The organism is Pseudomonas sp. MWU347 (assembly GCF_017947305.1).
Classification (GTDB): domain Bacteria; phylum Pseudomonadota; class Gammaproteobacteria; order Pseudomonadales; family Pseudomonadaceae; genus Aquipseudomonas; species Aquipseudomonas putida_A.
In genome coordinates this window covers 476,293-497,078 of sequence record NZ_JAFGZB010000004.1, presented here as the reverse complement: position 1 = coordinate 497,078, position 20,786 = coordinate 476,293, and the positions used below count along the sequence as shown (strand labels likewise).

The window sequence follows — 20,786 nt, the reverse complement described above, 5'->3', positions numbered from 1 at the left end:
TGCTTGTCCGACGGACTCAAGCGAGTAACTGCGACCAGTTGACCGGCGTGCTTTCACCCAAGGTAAAACCTTTGCCGATGAGGGATAGATTGGCGTTATAGGCACTGTCCTGCGCAAAGGCGCCGCCCCACTTCTCACGCAAAGCAGCCAGGGCTGATGGCGCTTGCGGCAAGAGGCCCGGATGCACAACCTGCACCAGCGGCGTCCACACAATGAGGTAACCCGCATCACCGGCCTTGAGGCACAGATCGACATCGCTCAAGCCGTCGGCGAACGTCACTTCGTCCAGACCGCCCAGTGCGTTGAACAGTTCTTTGCGGATCATCAGGCACACTTTCGACACCGCGGAATAATTCTGCTCGACCGCCAGGCGCTGCATGTAACCTTCAGCGGCGTGTTTTTCACCGATAAAAGGCGAGCCAACGCCATCGTTCAGACCAACAATCAAACCGGCATGGGCGATCTTGCCGTCACGATCAACGAGTTTTGCACCGACGATAGCCACTTCCGGACGCTGCGCGTGATTGAGCAACGAGTCGATCCAGTTCGGATTGACGACCTCGCTGTCAGCGGCCAACAGCACCAGATACTCACCCTGCGCCTGCTCGCTGGCGGCGTTGTACAACGCCGTCTCGCCGAGCGGCTGATCGGCACGCAGCACATTGACTTTAGGGTTACGCAGCGTGCCCAGCCAGTCATTGACCTCGGCCGACTGATTCGGATTCGCTGCAATCAGCACTTCATAGCGGCTGTAACGGGTTCTGAGCAACACGCCTTCCAGGCAGCGACGCAGTGCCGGCAGGTCGTCGATGGCTGGGACGATGATCGACACCAGCGGCTGTTCGACATGACGGTAATCAATCTGATACGTACCGGGTGTCGCCGAGGTGACCCTGGCCTTGTAACCGCGATTGGTCAAGTGACGCAGCAGCGCCTGACGCTCGTGGGCATTCTCTTCCAGCACCGAGGCCTGGGTGATCAGCAGTGGCTCGTCGAGGTGCGCCAGGCCGCCAATGCCGCCCTGTTCGATTATGCGCAACAGCAGATCCAGTTCCAGGGCCTTGCTGAAGTCGGCCTGATAGCCACCGGCTTTGAGCAACACTTCGCGGCGAATCAACCAATGACGCGCCATCAGCGCTGGAATGCTTTGCAGCAGGTCCAGATTGAAGCCCGGGCGGAAGACGTCGACCAGCGCACCGTTTTCCTTGCGCTGGATTTCATCGGTGGCCACGGCACGCACACCTGTGGCGGACATCAGTTCCAGACTGGCCCGCAACAAGCCGCCAGCGGTGAACTCGTCGCCCGCTTGCGCCAGCAGCAGCCAGTCGCACGGTGACTGTTGGGCGCTCTGATTCAACTTGTCGACATAGTTGCTCTGGGTGACGCGCACGAAGTGCAGGGTGTTTTGCGCGGTGGTCGCTACCGGCGGTTCGCCCGTGGTGAACACCACAATCTTGAACGCTTTGCAGTGCCCCTCGAGCAGACTGTCGAGCGAGACCTGCACCTTGTCGATCTGGTCATCCAGATCCAGCAGGAAAATGCCGAACTGCGGGCCACCGTCATGGGCCGACAGCTGTCGAGTGATCGACTCGACCTGTTGCGCCGACGGCTCACGCGCGGCCAGCCACTGCAGCAGGCGACCGGACTTCATTTTTTCAAAGACCGCCTGATGATCTTCAGCCGTCAGCGCCTCAAGTCGAGCAATCCATTCGTGCACCGACTGGGCGGCTTCGTCTTCACCCATGTCATTCAGATGCGCGGCAAGGCGTTTGACGACGGTCCGGTTGAAAGCATTGAGGTCGTGCGCCTGCCACAAGCGATCAACCACACTTTCCGGGGTATCGTTGTTGCGCGCCTGCAGCAAGTGCGCCTGACGCGTCCATATGCCTTCAAGTCCTTCCAGTTGCATACGGCCGGCGGGCATGGCGTGCAGCATGAATTCGAACTGTTCCAGACGATCAAAGAACGGCTGGTTGTAGAACGGCATCTCGACGTACTGCAACGGACCAAAACGACGATCCGGATGCCTGAGGTTCTGGTTCCAGGTGGATTCGAAAATCAGTTCTGCAGTCAGCGCGCGCCCAGTCTTCAAGCTGTCGGCCATGGCCTCGAAACTCTGCAGGACAAACGCCTTGAGCTGTCCGGCGTCGAGCCCTTGAATGGCGGTTGGCAGGGAGGCGAGAAACTCGGCAAAGGCCTCTCGTTCAGCGACCGATTTGCCGTCGGCGTAGGTCAGCGAGTGATACACATCGGTATTGTGCTCGGAGACACCGTAGTTGATCTCGCGCACCACATAAGGCATCGGAAGGATCCGCGCCTTGGCACTGGCCAGCAGGTAGTAGACGTGACCAATTTCCTGCCACTGGAAATTGGTACCCGCTGGCAACGCCGAATGCCAGTTTTTCATCAGGTCAGTACGGGTCACCGCATAGAACGGCGGAATGTACTGACTCATGTAATCGATGACACGATCCTGCGCCCGCTCGGACGAATAGTCTTCCTGGACTTTCTTGTCACGACGGTAGTAGTTCACGCCATGGGCCAGAGATAGGTACATCAGGCAATAGCCGTGGCACATGCCGTAGTCCTGATTCGCCTGCAGGAAGTTCACGGACTCGGCCAGCGAATCGTGCAGGATGAAGTCATCGTCAGCCGCCAGCACCATATACGGCGTAGTCAGTTGCTCCACACCATAAGCCAGTTTGGCCTGCATGCCCCAGTAGGCGAACTGCGGCACATGGTGATAATCGACGGCGGAAAAATCCCCTTCAGGCCGCTCGACCGTCGAGTCGAGCACCATGATCCGGCAGGGCAAGCTGCTGTAATACTTCACCGCCCGACGCAGGAACGCCGGCCGATTGTGAGTAATCAGCACCACGGTCAACAGCTCGTTGAGCGGTAGCGCCAGTTCAGAACTGTACTTGCCTTGCATAACTTTTCTCCACAACCGGCGACTCGCCGAGATAACGCTTTGGTGATGGTGCGAATTAACGAACGCGACGCAGATAGCCGTCCGGCGCCACGGTGATCAGCAGCTTGTTCTGCAACTGCTGGTCGATCTCGAAGTCCTGGTTCTCTTCCAGGTACTTCCACACCGCGGTTTTCGGATTGTCGCCCGGGCCCCATGGACGATCCGGGAAGAAATCGGCCGGCATGTCTTCGACCACGGTGTCCATCACCACGCAGTAGCTGTCGACCGAGACCAGCGGCGCGTACAGGCGCAGCTCTTCGAGCACGTGGTCGTGGGTGTGGTTGGAGTCGAGCACCAGAATGACCTTCTTGCCTTTGGCCGCAGCCTGCACCTGAGCGGCGATGGCCGGGTCGATGCTCGAACCTTCGATCATCTTGATGCGCTTGGCCATCGGGTGGCTTTCGATCGCTTCACGGTTGTGCGGGCGGATGTCGAGGTCGATGCCCAGCACTTCACCGTGACCTTGCAGTTCCAGCAATGAGGCGTAGTAGATGATCGAACCGCCGTGGGCGATGCCGCACTCGATGACCAGATCCGGCTCGACCTGCCAGATGATCTCCTGCATCGCCATCATGTCCTGCGGCAACTGGATGATCGGGCGACCCATCCACGAGAAGTGGTAGCTGTACTTGTGTTTGGCCGATTCGTTGAAGAAATCACGGGCCAGGCCAGTCAGTTTCTGGTCGTCGCCCTGCTGGGCGATCTGCTCGCGGCATTCGGCTTCGAAGGCTTGGTTGATGCTGTTGTCGGTCATGTTCAAAGTCTCAATGGTCACTGGAACGAAGCGCTATCGACGGCGTGATAGACGTAGCGTCCACCGGTCATCCGCTTGATTTCTTCGAGGTAATTGGAATTCATCACAAACAGGTGGGCGCCTTCGGGCAGCGCATCCATCGCCTCTTGCGGCGAGGACACCCGCGCGCCGCTCAGCGGCAGATAACGCCCCTGTTTGGCCGGGTTGATATCCACCACACGATCCACCGCGACACCCGCGCGTTGCAGGAACAGCGAATAGATCACGCCTTTGGACGATGCGCCCCAGATCGCCGAACCCTGCTCGGGTGCGGACTGAATGATCTGCACCGCGCGCTCGAGGCTGGCGGTGAAACCGTCCGGCAGCGTCAGGCGTGGCACCGGTTGCTGCGGAGTCAGGCGCAATGTCGACAGGTCGGCGACGATGTACAGGTATTGGCCGCCAAACAGGTGGCCGGCCTCGTGCACGGTGCCGAACATCCGGCGCAGGTCATCGAGGCGGAAATAATTGACGTGCTCGTAGAACAGGTCGAACCACGCTTTGTGCTCGAGGATCCAGTCGAAGCACGGCACTTCGATGTAGATCTGCCCGCCCTGGTTGGCTTCGGCGATCACCGACAGGAAGCTGACCGGGTCTTCGATGTGTTCCAGCACATGGCGCAGGACAATGGCGTCAGCTGCCAGGCCAAGACCACGGGTGAACGGCGCCTTGATCACGTCGGCGTTTTCGCCTTCGTAGGCCGGGTCGATCCCGGTGATCGAATAACCGAGGCCCTTGAGCAGCTCAAGAAAGTAGCCCTTGCCGCAGCCGACTTCGATCAGCTCCTGGCCCTTGAAGTGTTTGGCGATGATGCCTTCGACGTCGCTCAGGTGCTTCTGGAACTGGCCCGAATGGGCCTGCTCGTTTTGATAGTCCGCGTCATAGCTGAGCTTGTCGGCGTCGAACGCGGCGTTGAAGATCAGGCCGCTGCGCTCATCCTGCACCAGCAGCATGTCGGCGCTGGCCGAAGCCTTGGCCGACTCCGGGTCGGCGAAGGTGCGGTTCTGCAACACCGGCAGGTCGGTGACCCGATACAACTCGTGCCTCATTGCGGCTCTCCCAGTAGCTGTTGCAAACGCTCGGTCACGGCCCAGAACGCCATCGGTTCATGGGTCGGATAAGGGTAATGGCCGAGATTCAGATTCAGTGCCGCACCGCGCTCGCGCAGCCGTTGTTCAACCAGTGCGCGCACCGATACCGGTTGGCCATTGGCGCAATTGATCACGCCGTTGAAATCGCGCTGATGGACGATCGTGGCGAGGTAATCGGCGGCGCTGGCGATCGGCAAAAAGTCCCGCAACTGCTCGCCGCCAGACATGTTGAATGACGCGTCGCCGTTATCGATCGCCCGATCCAGCGCCGCCAGCAGACTGTTGGGGTTCTGCCCTTCGCCATGCAGATAGAACAGACGCGCCCACTGCAAGGTGAACGGTTTTTCCTGCTGCAGATTTTGCAAAAACAGATGCAGCGTGTGTTTGGCCAGACCGTAAGGGTTGCTCGGCTGCGGCTCGACGCTTTCGCTGAGCGGGCCACTTTGCATGCCGTACTCGAAGCAGGTGCCAGTCACCAGCACTTGCTTCACACCCGCCTCGACCGCGCCTTTGATAAAGCGGTAGTCGGCCATCAGGTTGTGCTCGAAATGGAACAGCGCCCGATAGTTCGGCAACCCCGGCCAAGCCAGGTGCGCAAGGACGTCGATGCCGTCGGTGAGCGCCGCAATGTCCAGATCCGCCGCGTGAATATCCGCCGCGACGAATTCGACGTGGTTGATCCACGGCATGCTCGCCGCAGTCTCGACATTACGCGCCACCGCACGTACCGCGCAGCCACGGGCGAGCAACGCCGCGACCAGATGCCGGCCGACGAAGCCCGTGGCCCCGGTGACCAGGACGTTCACAGGACTTTCATCTCAGGCACGGCGATTACGAAGCGCCCGTCCCACTGGCGCACCTGCGCCAGTTGCTGACTGACTTCGTGCAACAGGTTCCACGGCAACACCAGCACGTAGTCCGGTTTTTCGATGTCGATCTGCGCCGGCGCGACAATCGGGATCCGACTGCCCGGCAGGAACTTGCCCTGCTTGTGCGGGTTGGCATCGGCCACCCACGCCAGCAGATCCGGTTTGACCCCGGCGTAGTTGAGCAAGGTGTTGCCCTTGGCCGCCGCGCCGTAACCGACCACCCGCTTGCCGTCGGCCTTGGCCTGCAACAGAAAGCGCAGCAGTTCATGCTTGATGCGTTCGGCAGCCGGCGCGAGGGTCGCGTAGTACTCAGGGGTTTTCACCCCGGCATCCAGTTCGGCCTGCAACTGTTGCTGCACCGCCGGCTGCACCGCGCGGCGCTCACCGTCCTTGCGCTGCACGAACACCCGCAGCGAACCGCCGTGAGTGCTCAACTGACTGACGTCGAACACTTCCAGACCATTGCGCTCGCACAAGGTCTGCACGGCGGTCAGCGACAGGTAGGAATAGTGCTCGTGGTACAGCGTGTCGAACTGCGCGCCAGCCATCAGCGTCAGCAGTTGCGGAAATTCGAAAGTGGCGACGCCGGTCGGCTTGAGCAGCGTGGCGAAACCACCAAGGAAATCATTGATGTCCGGCACATGCGCGAGCACGTTGTTGGCGGCCATCAGGTCGGCGCCCCAGCCTTCGCTGTGGAGCTGCGCAGCGCTGTCGCGACCGAAGAACACTTCACGAATCTGCAGACCCTTTTCCCGCGCCGCTTGCGCGGTGCTGCGGGTCGGCTCGACACCCAGACACGGAATGCCGCGAGCAGCGACGTACTGCAGCAGGTAACCGTCGTTGGCGGCGATTTCGACCACACGACTGTCGGCGCTCAGAGCAAAGCGCTCGACCATCTCGGCGACATAACGCTCGGCGTGGGCCAGCCAGGTGCTGGAGAACGAACTGAAATAGGCATACTCGGCGTCGAACAGGCTGTCGGCGCGGGTGTAGTCCTCGGTCTGCACCAGCCAGCACTGCTGGCACACGGCGACCTTGAGCGGCACCCACTGTTCGGCCTGCTCCAGGCGCTCGGCATGCACGTAGGCGTTGGACGGTGGCGAGGTGCCGAGGTCGATCAGCGGCAGGCTCAGCGGTGCGGCGCACCCACGGCAGTTCATAGACGCACTCCGGCAAAGTGTTGATCGAGCGCAGGATGGCTGGAATCACGCGCTGACAAATTATTGACAGGCAACGGCCAGGCGATCGCCAGCCGTGGATCGTTCACCGACAAGCCGCCCTCATGCTCCGGCGCGTAATCGGCGCTGTGCAGGTAAAGCAGTTCGGCGTCGGCGGTCAGGGTCTGGAAGCCGTGAGCAAAACCGGCCGGAATCAACAGGCTGCGACCATCGCCAGCCTTGAGGTGCTCGGCGTGCCAGTGCAGAAAGGTCTCGGAGTCAGGACGCAGATCCACCGCCACGTCCCACACTTCACCGCGCAGGCAGGTGATCAGCTTGGCTTCCGGCGCATTGGCATTCTGGTAATGCAGACCGCGCACACTGCCCTTGTCGCGGGTGCAGGAATGGTTGATCTGGCGGATATGAAATTCGCTGCCGAACGCGCTCAGGCTGCCTTCGCAGAACAGCCGGGCGAAATGCCCGCGCTGATCTTCGAAGCGTTTGTGCTGGACGCTGAACAGCCCGGCCAGCGGCAACGGTTTCAAGGAAAACTCGCTCACAGCGCGCCTCGGTACAGGTTCAGTTGGCCGAGAGTGACGTTGCGCATGTCATCGCCGTTCTGCCACGCCAGATGCCAGTCGAGGGTCTGGGTCAGGCATTGCTGCAAGGTCCAGCGTGGCTGCCAGCCGAGTACCTGACGGGCGCGGCTACTGTCGAGGCGCAACAGGCCAGCCTCGTGCAGTTCGCTTTTTTCGATGCGCAGACCACGTGCCTGTGGCCAGCGACTGGCGAGCAGTTCGACCACTTCGCCGACGCTGCACATGTCCGCCTCGCCCGGGCCGAAGTTCCACGCCCCGGCGTATTCCGGGCCTTGTTCGTAGAGACCCGCAGCCAGTTGCAGGTAACCGGCCAGCGGTTCCAGCGCGTGCTGCCACGGGCGCACCGCTTGCGGATAACGCAGGGTCACCGGCTCGTCCGCAGTCCAGGCTTTGAGCACGTCGGGAATCAGCCGCTCCGGGGCGAAGTCACCGCCGCCCAGCACGTTGCCGGCGCGCGCGGTGGCCAGGGCCAGACCGTGTTCAGCGTACTTGTCAGCCGGGAAAAACGACGCCGCATAAGACTGCGCCAACAGTTCGCAGCAAGCCTTGCTGCTGCTGTAGGGATCGTGGCCACCGAGGGCTTCGTCTTCGCGGTACGGCCACAGCCATTCCTTGTTGGCGTAGACCTTGTCGGTGGTCACCAGCACGCAGGCGCGCACGCAACCGACCTGACGAATCGCTTCGAGCAGGTTCAGCGTGCCCATGACGTTGCTGGAGTAAGTGCCCAGCGGGTCGCGATAGCCTTCACGCACCAGCGGCTGCGCGGCCAGGTGCAGAACGATCTCCGGCTCGGTGTCGGCAATGATCTCCAGCAACGCGCCGAGATCACGCAGATCGCCACGTTGATCGTTGATCCCTTCGTGAACCCGCGCCAGTTCATACAGGCTCGGTTCGGTTGACGGATCCAGCGAAAAACCGCTGACGTGCGCACCGAGGCTTTGCAGCCACAGGGTCAGCCAGCTGCCTTTGAAACCGGTGTGACCGGTGACCAGTACACGCTTGCCGCGCCAGAAATCCGCACTCAGGCCCATTGCTTCCATGGGGCCTCCCCGCTCTGCCACAGCGCTTCGAGGTGGTTCTTGTCGCGCAGGGTGTCCATCGGATGCCAGAAGCCTTCGTGTTCGAAGGCGTTCAACTGTTCATCCTCTGCCAGACGCGCCAGCGGCTCGGCTTCCCAGGTGGTTGCATCGCCAGCAATGTAGGACAGGACTTTGGGTGACAGCACGAAGAAGCCGCCGTTGATCCAGCCACCGTCGCCGCGCGGTTTCTCGGTGAAACCCAGCACCTGATCGCCCTGGCGCTCAAGGGCACCGTAACGTCCCGGCGGCTGCACCGCGGTGACGGTGGCCAGACGCCCGTGGGCTTTGTGGTAATCGACGAGTTGAGCAATGTTGATGTCGGAAACGCCGTCGCCGTAGGTGAAGCAGAACGCCTCTTCATCCTTGAGGTAACGGCCGGCACGCAGCAGACGGCCACCGGTCATGGTTTCCTCGCCGGTGTCGATCAGGGTGACGCTCCACGGCTCGCTGTAGTTCTGGTGCACGTCCATGCGGTTGTTGCGCATGTCGAACGTGACGTCGGAGGTGTGCAGGAAGTAGTTGGCGAAGAAGTCTTTGATCGCATAGCCCTTGTAGCCCAGGCAAATCACGAAGTCGTGGATTCCGTGAGCGGAATACTGCTTCATGATGTGCCAGAGAATTGGCTTGCCGCCGATCTCGATCATGGGCTTGGGCTTGAGGTGCGACTCTTCACTGATGCGCGTGCCGAGGCCACCCGCCAAAATAACTGCCTTCATCGTCTCCCCTCTCGTTCGTCACCGGGCTGCGCATGGCTTTGTTGAGCGATGCGGGCCGTCTGGCTAACCCTTTTGCCGCCTGCGGCGTCGCTGCGATGACCGCGAGCGCTCGTTTTATGGCGATTTGAGGGGGACTTGCAGGAAACGCGCCAGCTCCGCGAGCGCTGCGTCGGGTGCGCCGTAAGGCATGAAAAAAGGGATGAATCCAGCAGCGGATTCATCCCTTTCATTGCGGTGCATCAACAGATCGAGTGATCAGCCGAACATGGCGAACCCATCAACCGTCGCCGGCAGGTCGTAGACCTGGCCGTCGGCAGTCTGCAGGTGCTCGATGTTGTTGAACCCGGCGTACCATCCCGCCAGTTTCACGCCGTTGTCCGGCACACCGCTGCTGCCGTCGTTGGCGCTGTGCAGGTAGGCGTCATCGCCGATGCGGGTGACGTTCAACTGGCTGGCGTTGGTGATGGTGTTGAGGATCAGGGTGTCGTTGAGATCCCAGCCCTCGTCCTGAATCGATACCAGCCCGGTGCTGTTCACGATGTAGATATCGTCACCCATACCGCCCAGTGCGGTGCCGCCAGTACCGGACTGCCCCGGAAGATTGAGGTTCAGCACGTCGTTGCCGCTGCCACCTGACAACAGATAACTGTTGCCGGTGCCGGTGAGCACGTCATGACCGTCATCACCAAGGGCACTGCCGTTGTGGACCGTGATGGTGTCATTGCCTCCGTCGCCGTGGGCCACTGTACCCAGGTCATTCACAGCGCTGACGATGACGTCATCACCCGAACCGCCAGACAGTGTGTCGGCCTGCGCGACATCACCGTCGAGACCGGATTTCAGTCCGCCGTAAAGGTGATCATTGCCATCGTTGCCACTGATCACATCATCGCCGTTGCCACCTTCCAGGATCGCGTCCTCGCGGCCGGCATCCATCACATCGTTGAAACGACTGCCTTGCAGACCTTCTACGTCGTAATACATATCCCCTTCGGCCGTACCGTTCTGGCCAATCCTCGACAGGTTGACCACCACACCCGTATCGCTGTCGTCATAGCTGACGATGTCCGTTCCCGCGCCGCCGACAAACACATCCCGTCCGGCGCCACCGTAGAACAGGTCATCGCCGCTGCCGCCGAAGATGTAGTTGTCGGAATCATTGCCATAACCGGTGAAATCGGCTGTACCGGTGTAGGTCATTTTCTCGATGAACGGGTCCATCTTCATGACCGACAGGCTGGTGTACAGCTCGTCAAACCCCATGCCTGAGTCTGTCTCGACGATGGTCACACCCTCGCTGTTGATCGTATAGACGTCACTGCCCCAGCCACCTTCGAAGGTCACGCCGCCCGAGTTAGCAGTGAAGTGATCGTCCAGGTTAGTCCCGACAACCTTTTCCACATTGATCAAGGTATCGCCCTCGGCGTAGCCGCCAGAACCGAAGCCCTCGCCATCACGAAACTCGATGCTGACCGCATCGTTGGAACGGCTGTAATCGACGGCGTCAAAGCCATCGGCACCGTCCATGACCATTGCGCTTGCGCCGGCGAAGATCACATCGTTGAAATTCGAACCCCGCACGGCCTCGATGCTCGAGTAGGTATCGCCGAATGCAATGCCGGTAGCGCCCCACATGCTCGAGAGCTCGATACTGACGCCTTCAAGGCTGTCGGTATAGCTGACTGTGTCGAAGCCCTCGCCGCCAATGAACTGATCGCCACCGTCGCCACCCCACAGCACGTCATTGCCTGCACCGGCGACAATCACGTTCGCCTCGGCATTGCCGTAGCCCTTGAAGTCGCCGGTGCCGGTGAAGATCATTTTGTCCAGGAACGGATCCATCCTCTGGGTGTTGACGCTGGTGCGCAGCTCGTCGTAACCGCCGCGTTCCGCTTCGACGATGGTCACACCTTCGCTACCGACGATGTACACGTCATCGCCGTTATCACCTTCCAGCGTGATACCGCTGACCGAACTGACCAAGGTGTCATTGTCAAAGCTGCCGATGACTTTTTCGATGCCGACCAGGGTATCGACGGAGCCGTCCGCCTTGGTGACAGTGGCCAGCCCCTCGCGGAAATCGACGCTGACGCCGTTCGGCATCATCTGATAACTCACTGAATCGAACCCCTCCCCGCCATCCAGCAGATCGGACCCCGTGGTACCCCAGATCTGATCATCCGACTCCAGTCCGTAGAGTTCGTCATTGCCTTCATTGCCGCCCATGACATCGGCTTCACTCGTTCCATAAATCACTGACATTTGCTTCTTCCTTGCTTGGTTGAAACCAGGTTGGTCCTTCAGCTGCCAAGCGCACACCTGCGGCCGCATTGCGATTGCAGGTGTGCGATTCAGTGGTCAGCCAAACATCGCGAATGCATCACTGTTGGCCGGCAGATTGATGGTCTGATTATCGGCCGTCACGATCTGCTCGATAGTGTCGGAACCGGCAAACCAATCCTTCAGGCGCACGCCCTCATCCGGCGTCTGTCCGGCTGAAACGCTGTAACGGTGCAGGTAGAGGTCGTCACCGACACGGTCGACTTGCAGTTCCGAAGCGCGAATGTACGACAGCACAATCTTGTCGCCACGGCTGGTACCGTCGTCCTGAATGTTGACCAATGCCGAAGTGTCGATGGTGTAGATATCGTCACCTTCACCACCGAAGGCCGAACCGACGGACTGGAATACCAGATTATCCTTGCCCACGCCGCCAAACAGCGAGAAGCCCAGGCCGGTACCGATCAGCTTGTCATTGCCTTCACCACCATCAGCGATGCCATGAGTTACGGTGATGGTGTCATCGCCCGCTTCGCCATACGCACGGCTGCCAGTGTCGTTGGATGCGGTGAGAATCGTGTCGTTGTCATTGCCGCCATAGAGCGCATCAGCCTCAGCCCCTGCATTGGGTGCCGAACTGGCTAACGGCCCGGCCAGGGAAACCAGGCCTCCATAAATGAAGTCGGCCCCGTCGCCGCCATAAATCACGTCGTTGCCTGTGCTGCCCTCAAGAAAATCGACTGCCGAAATTCCGGTCAGCGTATCGTCGAATTGGCTGCCGATCACTCGCTCGATATTGAGCAGCACATCACCTTGAGCATCGGCGCCTTCGTTGACGTTGGTCTGCAGATTGATGTTCACAGCGGCCTTGCTGTTGATGTACCAGGCAGTGTCATGCCCTTCACGCCCATCGATCAGGTCCGCACCGGAGCCACCAATGAAGTTGTCACCGAATGCGGTTCCGGACAGGGTGTCGTTGAAGCTGCTGCCCTGGAAAAACTCGATTCCGGTGTAGGTATCGCCGGCCGCGTCACCCGCATTGACCTTAGTTTTCAAATCAATGGTCACGGCGCTGTCGGATTGTTCATAGCTGACCATGTCCGCACCCACTAACCCGTCAAAAGCCATGGCCGCGCCGTCGGCGATGAAAATGTCACCGGCTATCGTGCCGGTCAAAGCCTCGATACTGGTGTAGGTATCCCCTGCTGCGATCCCTGTGTGAACCCCGGTTTTCAGGTTGATGGTGACGCCAATAGTCGTGTCGCCGTAGCCGACAGTGTCAAAACCGGCACCACCGATGAACCGGTCGGCACCCGCGCCGCCATACAGGATGTCGTTGCCATTGCCCCCTGTAATGATGTTGTCGATGGCGTTGCCCCAACCGGTGAATGACCCGGTGCCGGTATAGGTCAGACGCTCGACGTTGGCGCCCAGGTAGATCTGGCCGAAGTTGCTGCGTACTTCATCGTTACCGCCACCCGCCTGTTCGATGACCGTGCCGCCACTGCCGTTGAGAACGTAGACATCATCCCCCGCTCCCCCCTCGAACGTCGCAGTGGCCGAATCGAGATTGAAGGTGTCGTTGAACGCCGTGCCGATCACCTTTTCAATGCCGCTCAGGGTGTCACCCTGAGCGTCGCCGCCAATGCCCGCGAGACCGACAGCATTAGCTCGGATATCGACATTGATCGCCTCGACAGACGTCGAGTAATCCACCACGTCAGCCGTTCCCGCACCGCCGTCAAATGCAAACACCCGACTGTCGGCGATGAAGGTATCGTTGAAGCCCGAGCCGAGGATTCGCTCAATGCCGGTGTAGGTATCGCCCGCTGCGATGCCGCTGTTGACACCGGTTTTCAAATTGATGCTGACGCCAACAGTACTGTCGCCGTAGCTGGCGGTATCTATGCCGGCGCCACCAATAAATTGATCGGCACCTGCGCCGCCATACAACAGGTCGTTGCCGGCACCACCGGTAATAATGTTGTCGCTGGCATTGCCCCAGCCGATGAATGAAGCGTTGCCGGTATAGGTCAGACGCTCGACGTTGGCGCCCAGGTAGATCTGGCCGAAGTTGCTGCGTACTTCATCGTTACCGCCACCCGCCTGTTCGATGACCGTGCCGCCACTGCTGTTGAGAACATAGACATCATCCCCCGCTCCCCCCTCGAACGTCGCAGTGCCCGAATCGAGATTGAAGGTGTCGTTGAACGCCGTGCCGATCACCTTTTCAATGCCGAACAGGGTGTCACCCTGAGCGTCGCCGCCAATGCCCGCGAGACCGACAGCATTAGCTCGGATATCGACATTGATCGCCTCGACAGACGTCGAGTAATCCACCACGTCAGCCGCTCCCGCACCGCCGTCAAATGCAAACACCCGACTGTCGGCGATGAAGGTATCGTTGAAGCCCGAGCCGAGGATTCGCTCAATGCCGGTGTAGGTATCGCCCGCCGCGATGCCACTGTTGACCCCGGTCTTGAAATTCAAGGTGACACCGACAGTGCTGTCGGCATAGCCAGCCGTGTCGATACCCCCACCACCGATGAACTGGTCGGCACCCGCGCCGCCATACAGGGTGTCATTGCCAATGCCCCCCGTAATGACGTTGTCGCTGGCGTTGCCCCAACCGGTGAATGCCGCGTTACCGGTATAGGTCAGGCGCTCGACGTTGGCGCTCAGGTAAATCTGGGCGAAGTTGCTGCGTACTTCATCGTTACCGCCACCCGTCTGTTCGATGACCGTGCCGCCACTGCCGTTGAGAACGTAGACATCATCCCCCGCTCCACCCTCGAACGTCGCAGTGGCCGAATCGAGATTGAAGGTGTCGTTGAACGCCGTGCCGATCACCTTTTCAATGCCGAACAGGGTGTCACCCTGAGCGTCGCCGCCAATGCCCGCGAGACCGACAGCGTTATAGCGGATGTCGACATTGATCGCCTCGGTGGATGTCGAGTAATCCACCACATCCGCCACTCCGGCGCCGCCGTCAAAGGCAAATACCCGGCTATCGGCGACGAATGTATCGTTGCCGTTCGAGCCGAGGATTCGTTCAATGTCGGTGTAGGTATCCCCCGCCGCGATCCCGGAATTGACGCCGGTTTTCAGGTTGATGCTGACACCGACAGTGCTATCGGTATAGCCGACCGTGTCGATACCGGCACCACCGATAAACTGATCAGCACCCGCGCCGCCATACAGGAAGTCGTTGCCAACGCCTCCTGTAATGACGTTGTCGCTGGCATTGCCCCAACCGGTGAATGAACCGGTTCCGGTATAGGTCAGACGCTCGACGTTGGCGCTCAGGTAAATCTGGGCGAAGTTGCTGCGTACTTCATCGTTACCGCCACTCGACTGTTCGATAACCGTGCCGCCACTGCCGTTGAGAACGTAGACATCATCCCCCGCTCCGCCCTCGAACGTCGCGGTGGCCGTATCGAGATTGAAGGTGTCGTTGAACGCCGTGCCGATCACCTTTTCAATGCCGCTCAGGGTGTCACCCTGAGCGTCGCCGCCGATGCCCGCAAGACCGACAGCATTAGAGCGGATGTCGACGTTGATTCCATCAGCCGATGTGGAATAGTCCACCGTATCAGTCCCGGTACCGCCATCGATCTTGTCTGCTCCGGCACTTCCCCTGATCAGATCATTGCCGGCCAGGCCATTGATTTCATCATCCCCACTGGTACCGGTCAGCGTATCCGCGCCGTTTGTTCCGTTTATAACTGCCATTACTTCTTCCTTGCCTTGTTATGAACCGGCCCCTGCTTGCGTGGCGATCATCCGCCGCCAAGCACATTGATAAATCGAGAATACGTTGATATCGACAGGGAAAAACCAAAGCTTTAATCCGCGCGCAAATCCGTCGGCATTTAACGCTGACACGCATTTCACGGACAAAAAAAAGCGACCTTCAGGTCGCCTTTTTCCGGTAGCCGAACGCAGATCAATCCGCCAGCCAGCCATACTCCCAATACCGCAGGTTATCGCCACGCAACACGTAGTCACGCAGCACTACCTCACGCAACTCATCACCCATGCGGTAACTGGCATCCGGATCGGCCAGGTGCATCCGGATCGCTTGCAGCCACTCGTCCGTGCTGTTGGTCTTGATCCGGGTACACGGCAGATAACCACGATAGGCCTCGGTGTCGGTGCAGATCACCGGATAGCCGCAGGCACCGTACTCCAGCAGCCGCAAGTTGCTTTTGCAATCATTGAAGACGTGGAATTCCAGCGGCGCGAGGGCCAGGTCCAGGTTCAGGCTGGCCAGCTTCGCCGGGTAGACCTCCAGATCAATCACGCCATGGAACTCATGCATGTACGGCAGCAGATCGTCCGGGCACATGCCGAAGAAAACCCAGTCGACTTCGTTGGCCAGTTCGCGCACCACATCGGCGATCACCGCCAGATCACCGTGGTGACTGGTCCCGCCGCCCCAACCGACCCGTGGTTTCTTCGAGGTGCGGCGTTGACTGCGCAAGTGGCTCCACAAGTCCTTGGACAGCATGTTCGGTACGACACGAATGTCGTGGTGCATGTCGGACAGCACGTTAGCCAGAGGCTGGGTCGATACGACCACACGATCACACAGACCGATGGCACGTCGCACCATACGCTCCATGTCCTGCTTGCTCGGCATGTTGCGGATGTGCGCATTGCGATGGGGAACGTCGATGACGTAGTCATCGAGTTCGAAGATGCGCCGCGCATTGAAGTATTTTTTCAGAGGCGGGATTTCATCGATGGCGTGTTCCGAATAGCGCCCTTGCAGCACGATCACATCAGGCGACTGGCGCTCGATATCAATGATCGACGGCAAACCATAGCAAATGCGCCCTTCGACTCTGTTAGCCGCCTGTAACTCGATCATCGGCTGACTCATGCGGTAATGGCCGATGGCCGAGGCGTTGATCGGCACCACCAGCACATTAGGCAACTGCGCTTTGGAAAAGGCACTCCAACCGGTTCGCAGGCCAGGCTCAAGACTGAAGTTGGTGGCACCGACACCCTGCAGAGTCAGGTTAATGTTGTAGGCCGGATCGCGGGCGATGGTTGGCAACCAGCGCTGGTAGAAGGTTTCCCTTTCCTCGGCGAACAGCGCTTCGTCTTCAGTCGTCGCCGCGGCGCTCGGGCGTGCGCCCACTGCGAGCATGGCGTGGGGATTCAATACCACCAGGTAGCCTTCGCGGCCGACCCGCAAACACAGATCCACGACGTTCAACGTCTGCTTCAGATCCTGTTCGTCGAGCCCACCGGCAACCTCGAAGACCGACTTGCGAATCATCAGGCAATCGCCGCCAACCGCGCTCAGGTCATGCACCGCTTGCAGGCGGAACATGTACCCGTCCGACTGCACGGGCTGGCCATAGAACGGCAGACCGACCGGGCCGTTCAAACCGAGAATCAGCCCCGCGTGCAGCACACCACCGTCCGGGTTGAACAGCTTCGCACCGACTACGCCGACTTCCGGGCGTTGCGCATGATTGAGCAGTTCGTCGAGCCAGTCGGCCTGAGTGATCACCGCAAAAGCATTGAGCAGCAACACATACTCGCCACGCGCATGGCTGACCGCAAAGTTGTGCGCGGCCGCCGCATTGCCCTTTTGCGCATAGCTCAGCACACGAATCCGCTCACTGCCCAGTTGCGCCATACCGTCCAGCCACACCCGCGCCTCGGCGCTTTCGCTGCCGTTGTCGACCAACAGTAATTCGTACTCGGTGTAAGCGGTCTTTTCCAGCAGCGTTTCAACACAGCGCTGCAGTGCAGCCGTCTGGTCTTGAGTGACAATCACCACCGACACCAGCGGTCGTCGCGCATGCTGATAATCCACGCGGTTGAGCAGTTCGCTGCCGCCACGGCGGATGTCATGGGCAATCCCCAGGCGTTGCAGATGCGCTTCGAGAATCCGCGGGCTTTGCGCCACGACACCGGGCTCGGTCAGCCACTGGGAGAGATCGAATTTGGACTCGAGCAACACTTCGGCGATGTGTCCCACGACGTGCAAGCCGTCGTTCTCGACCATCCGCCACAGCGCATCATGCGGTGCCAGTTCGGCAAACGTCGGCGCAAAGCCGCCGAGCGCCAGAAACCGCTCGCGCTTGAATGCCAGGGCGCGCCCGACATAGGGATAACTGCGCATCAGGTCGAGGTTGAAATCCGGTTTGAACGCAGGCTCTGCCGACTCGCCGCTGCGCAGGCTGCCTTCGTCGCTGTACAGACATGTCAGGGTTGGGGTGTGCGCGATCCGGTCGGCCATGACCAGCAACGCCGGCGCCACCAGGCGATCACCTGGCTGCAACAGATAGAACCAGTCGGCCCCTTCGAGCTGCGGCAGCAGTGTGTTGATCTGCTCCAGCCCATCATCCTGCAACGGCATGTGGAACACTCGCCCTTCAAGGCGCGCCTCGGTACACGAAGCGGACAGGACCAGGATCAGCTCTGGCGGATAATCCTGCGCGGCGAGCGCCTCCAATGTGCGCTCCAGGCCATCGCGACTGCCCTGCCCGTCAATGATGATCGGCACGATGCGCGGCTGGCAGGGCCAACTGGCAAGCGTTTCCGGCAACCAGTGGCGTTGCTGCTCGGTGAGCACCCGGCATGCCAGCCACTGCGCGTACAGTTCGCCGAAGCTGAAGCTGTTGACGCCGACTCCCCACTCCTGACGGCTCTGCTTGGTACCCAGGGTTCGACTCAGGGGCAACTCTTGCCAGACCCGGGGCAACTCATCAGCGCGGGACAACGGAACATAACGCACCCATCCCGGCGCAGGCGCCGATTCACCGCTGCGCGCCTTGAGCATTTGCGAAATCCACTCGCGCTCGACTTGCGCAGCATCCTTCATCGGTTGCTGTGCACTCAGACGCTCCGGGTAGAGGCGTTCGGCACTGAGTACGCTGTTGGACACCGCCAGATTGCCGCGCCGCAGCAGGCAGACATACAGGGCAAAATCCAGCGTTGCGACGAAGCAGGCGCCGTCCTCGGTCAATGCTGGCAACAGCTCGACGACGTCGGCACGACGCATCAGCGCATTGCTGAATCCACCGAGCACGTTGACCGGGAATTTTTCAAAGATGCCCAGTACGTCGTCGCCCTTGAGCAAGCCACTGACTGGCGACAACGGCGTGTTTTCAATGCGCGCCGGCAGAATGATGTCGTTTGCGTCCCAGAGCAGCCGTTGCGCCACCACCAGGCTGACTTCTGCACGCTGCATCTCATGGGCCTGCTGCTCGATGCAGGCGGAATAGAGCAGATCGTCATCGCACAGAAATTTGATGTACTCGCCCTGCGCCTGCTCGAGACAAGCCTTGAGGTTGTCGACCAGTCCCAGCGTCCGTGGATTGCGCACGTAGCGTACGGCCACACCCGTCTGTTCGGTCACAGACGCTGTGATGGCTTCGATCTCGCTGCCGCGACTGTCGTCGCACACAATGATTTCGAGTTGGCCATAAGTCTGGCTCACCGCACTGTTCAAGGTCCGCTCGAAGAAGCGCGGATTGAAGGCGGGAATGACCAGACTGACGAGAGGAAGTGGATTCACGGCGGGCTCACAGGCGGTACGAGCCCGCTCGGTAAAGCGAGCCCATGAAACCGCAAAAAAACATTAACTGAAGGACGAGACAAACGGGCGCCTGCGCGCCCGTCCAACGTCAGATCTTGTTGAACAGACCCAACTGACTGATCTTGCTGAACGCCAGTTGCGAGGCTTGCAGCATGGTCTGCTGCAACGTCAGGCGGGTCATCACCTCGGCCGGATCCGAATCACGGATCGAACCCTGGGTCGTGGTGTTGGCCTGGATCAGGCTCTGGTTGGTGGTGTTCTGGTCATCCAGCGATTGCCCGCGAGCACCGATCGAGGTCACCGCAGCGCCAATCTGGTTGGACGCGCTGTCGATGTTGCCCAGCGCCGCCTCCATGGCCCCCTGGAATTTCTGTTTGACCACCGGATCACCGTCGACCGGCAGGTTCAGCGCCGTGACCATCTGCCCCAGGGTGTCGAGCACGTTCTGGGTCTGGTGGTTGTTGGACTGGATCGAGAATTGATCGCCCGCGCCCGGCGTACCGCCAATGGCGAAGGTCACACCGGCGGCCGTGGCGTTGCTGCCGACCATGGTGCCCGACGACACCGGTTTGCTGTCAGCGGTCACAGGGGCCGCGTACAGGTCGAAATCGGTGGCGCTGGTGAACTTCAGCACCGCGCCGCCGCCCGACGGGAAGGCCGCGCTGTACGCCGCCTGGTTGGTCACGCTGGAGCCGGTGATGACCGCCGTCGACGGGTTGCCCGGGCTGCGCGCGGTAGTGAACGAATCAGGCGTGGCCGACAGCTGGAAGCTGTGACCGGCGATGACCGCATCCGGGTTGGTGTCGCCGGCCTTGAGGTTGATGTTCAACTTCATGTCGACGCCACGGAAGCTGACGGTCTGGTTGGCACCATTGCTGTTGCTGATCAGGCCGTTCTGGCTGGCCTCGGACGTCACGTCGTTGCCCAGGGCATCGGTGATTTTCAACTGCGTGCTGCTGATGAAATCCACGGTGTATGGCTGGCCCGCCGTGAACTTGGCGTTGTAGGTCGCTGCGGTGCCGACCGTACCGTTGGACAGCACCACACGACCGTCATCCAGCGCCGGAGCGGTCATGGTGGTCTGGGTGCGGCTGGTGTTGATGGTCTGCTGGAAGGCGTCCCAACCGGTGGTATTGGTCGCGACCGACATACCGTCGCCAATGCCCAGGTTGATCTGGGTCTGGTCACCGTTATAGGTGTAGGTGCCGTCGACGTTTTGCGAGTACGGCGCGGTATCGGTCTTGGAACCGGAGAACAGGTAGTTGCCGTTGGCATCCTTGGAGTTCATCAGGCCCAGCACTTGTTGCTGGATCTGGCTCAGTTCCGCCGCGTACGCCTTGCGGTTGTCGTCGGTAGCGATACCGTTGTTGGCGGCCAGGCCGATTTCCTTGGCGCGCTGCAGAGCCGTGGTGATGGAGTTCAACGTCGACTCCTGCACGGTCAGCGAGCTCTTGGTGGTGTCGATGTTGCCCTGATACTGGTCGAGCATCGCACTTTGCTGACCCAGCTTGAGCAGGCGACCGGCGCCGATCGGATCGTCGGCAGCGGTGTTGATGCGCTGCAGGCTGCTCGCTTCGTTGGCGGTCGCGACCGTCTTGCTGTAGTTGCGCTGATATTGAGCAGCTTGCGTCGCGTAATACTGGGCGGTGGAAATGCGCATGAATTACGAC

The 20,786-nt window shown here is 60.3% G+C and carries 12 protein-coding genes; all 12 read right to left on the bottom strand.

The features are described 5' to 3' along the window. Nucleotides 1-16: 16 nt before the first annotated feature. Entirely contained in the window at nt 17-2,932 is a 2,916-nt protein-coding gene (locus KCG87_RS11525; protein ID WP_210557808.1) for a TIGR00180 family glycosyltransferase, read from the bottom strand. A gap of 55 nt (nt 2,933-2,987) precedes the next feature. Continuing rightward, nucleotides 2,988-3,725 carry a cephalosporin hydroxylase family protein gene (locus KCG87_RS11520; RefSeq protein WP_210557810.1) on the bottom strand — a complete coding sequence of 246 codons (738 nt, stop codon included), beginning with the start codon at nt 3,723-3,725 and terminating at the stop codon, nt 2,988-2,990. A gap of 17 nt (nt 3,726-3,742) precedes the next feature. Then, entirely contained in the window at nt 3,743-4,813 is a 1,071-nt protein-coding gene (locus tag KCG87_RS11515; protein WP_139054122.1) for a class I SAM-dependent methyltransferase, read from the bottom strand. After that, complete coding sequence (locus tag KCG87_RS11510; protein ID WP_210557812.1) at nt 4,810-5,661, bottom strand: NAD(P)-dependent oxidoreductase; 852 nt, start codon at nt 5,659-5,661, stop codon at nt 4,810-4,812. Before KCG87_RS11510 ends, KCG87_RS11515 begins: the two co-directional genes overlap by 4 nt. Continuing rightward, nucleotides 5,658-6,884 (bottom strand): class I SAM-dependent methyltransferase, encoded by a 1,227-nt coding sequence (locus tag KCG87_RS11505; protein ID WP_210557814.1) that lies wholly within the window; start codon nt 6,882-6,884, stop codon nt 5,658-5,660. Before KCG87_RS11505 ends, KCG87_RS11510 begins: the two co-directional genes overlap by 4 nt. Continuing rightward, nucleotides 6,881-7,441 (bottom strand): dTDP-4-dehydrorhamnose 3,5-epimerase, encoded by a 561-nt coding sequence (gene rfbC, locus KCG87_RS11500; RefSeq protein WP_210557816.1) that lies wholly within the window; start codon nt 7,439-7,441, stop codon nt 6,881-6,883. Before rfbC ends, KCG87_RS11505 begins: the two co-directional genes overlap by 4 nt. Beyond that, the gene (rfbG, locus tag KCG87_RS11495; RefSeq protein ID WP_210557818.1) at nt 7,438-8,520 is read right to left on the bottom strand and encodes a CDP-glucose 4,6-dehydratase; all 1,083 of its coding nucleotides are present in this window, start codon (nt 8,518-8,520) and stop codon (nt 7,438-7,440) included. Before rfbG ends, rfbC begins: the two co-directional genes overlap by 4 nt. Continuing rightward, on the bottom strand, nt 8,502-9,275 hold the full coding sequence (rfbF, locus tag KCG87_RS11490; protein WP_139054125.1) for a glucose-1-phosphate cytidylyltransferase: 774 nt from the start codon (nt 9,273-9,275) through the stop codon (nt 8,502-8,504). The genes rfbG and rfbF overlap by 19 nt, the downstream gene beginning before the upstream one ends. Before the next feature lie 255 nt (nt 9,276-9,530). Continuing rightward, nucleotides 9,531-11,537, bottom strand: a complete 2,007-nt coding sequence (locus tag KCG87_RS11485; RefSeq protein WP_135295209.1) for a calcium-binding protein — start codon at nt 11,535-11,537, stop codon at nt 9,531-9,533. Nucleotides 11,538-11,633: 96 nt separating this feature from the next. Next, the gene (locus KCG87_RS11480; RefSeq protein ID WP_210557820.1) at nt 11,634-15,287 is read right to left on the bottom strand and encodes a calcium-binding protein; all 3,654 of its coding nucleotides are present in this window, start codon (nt 15,285-15,287) and stop codon (nt 11,634-11,636) included. 214 nt (nt 15,288-15,501) lie between these two features. Next, nucleotides 15,502-19,095, bottom strand: coding sequence for a glycosyltransferase (locus KCG87_RS11475; protein ID WP_210557823.1), 3,594 nt, complete (start codon nt 19,093-19,095; stop codon nt 15,502-15,504). A 109-nt stretch (nt 19,096-19,204) separates the two neighbouring features. Continuing rightward, nucleotides 19,205-20,776 (bottom strand): flagellar hook-associated protein 3, encoded by a 1,572-nt coding sequence (locus KCG87_RS11470; protein ID WP_210557825.1) that lies wholly within the window; start codon nt 20,774-20,776, stop codon nt 19,205-19,207. Nucleotides 20,777-20,786 lie beyond the last annotated feature (10 nt).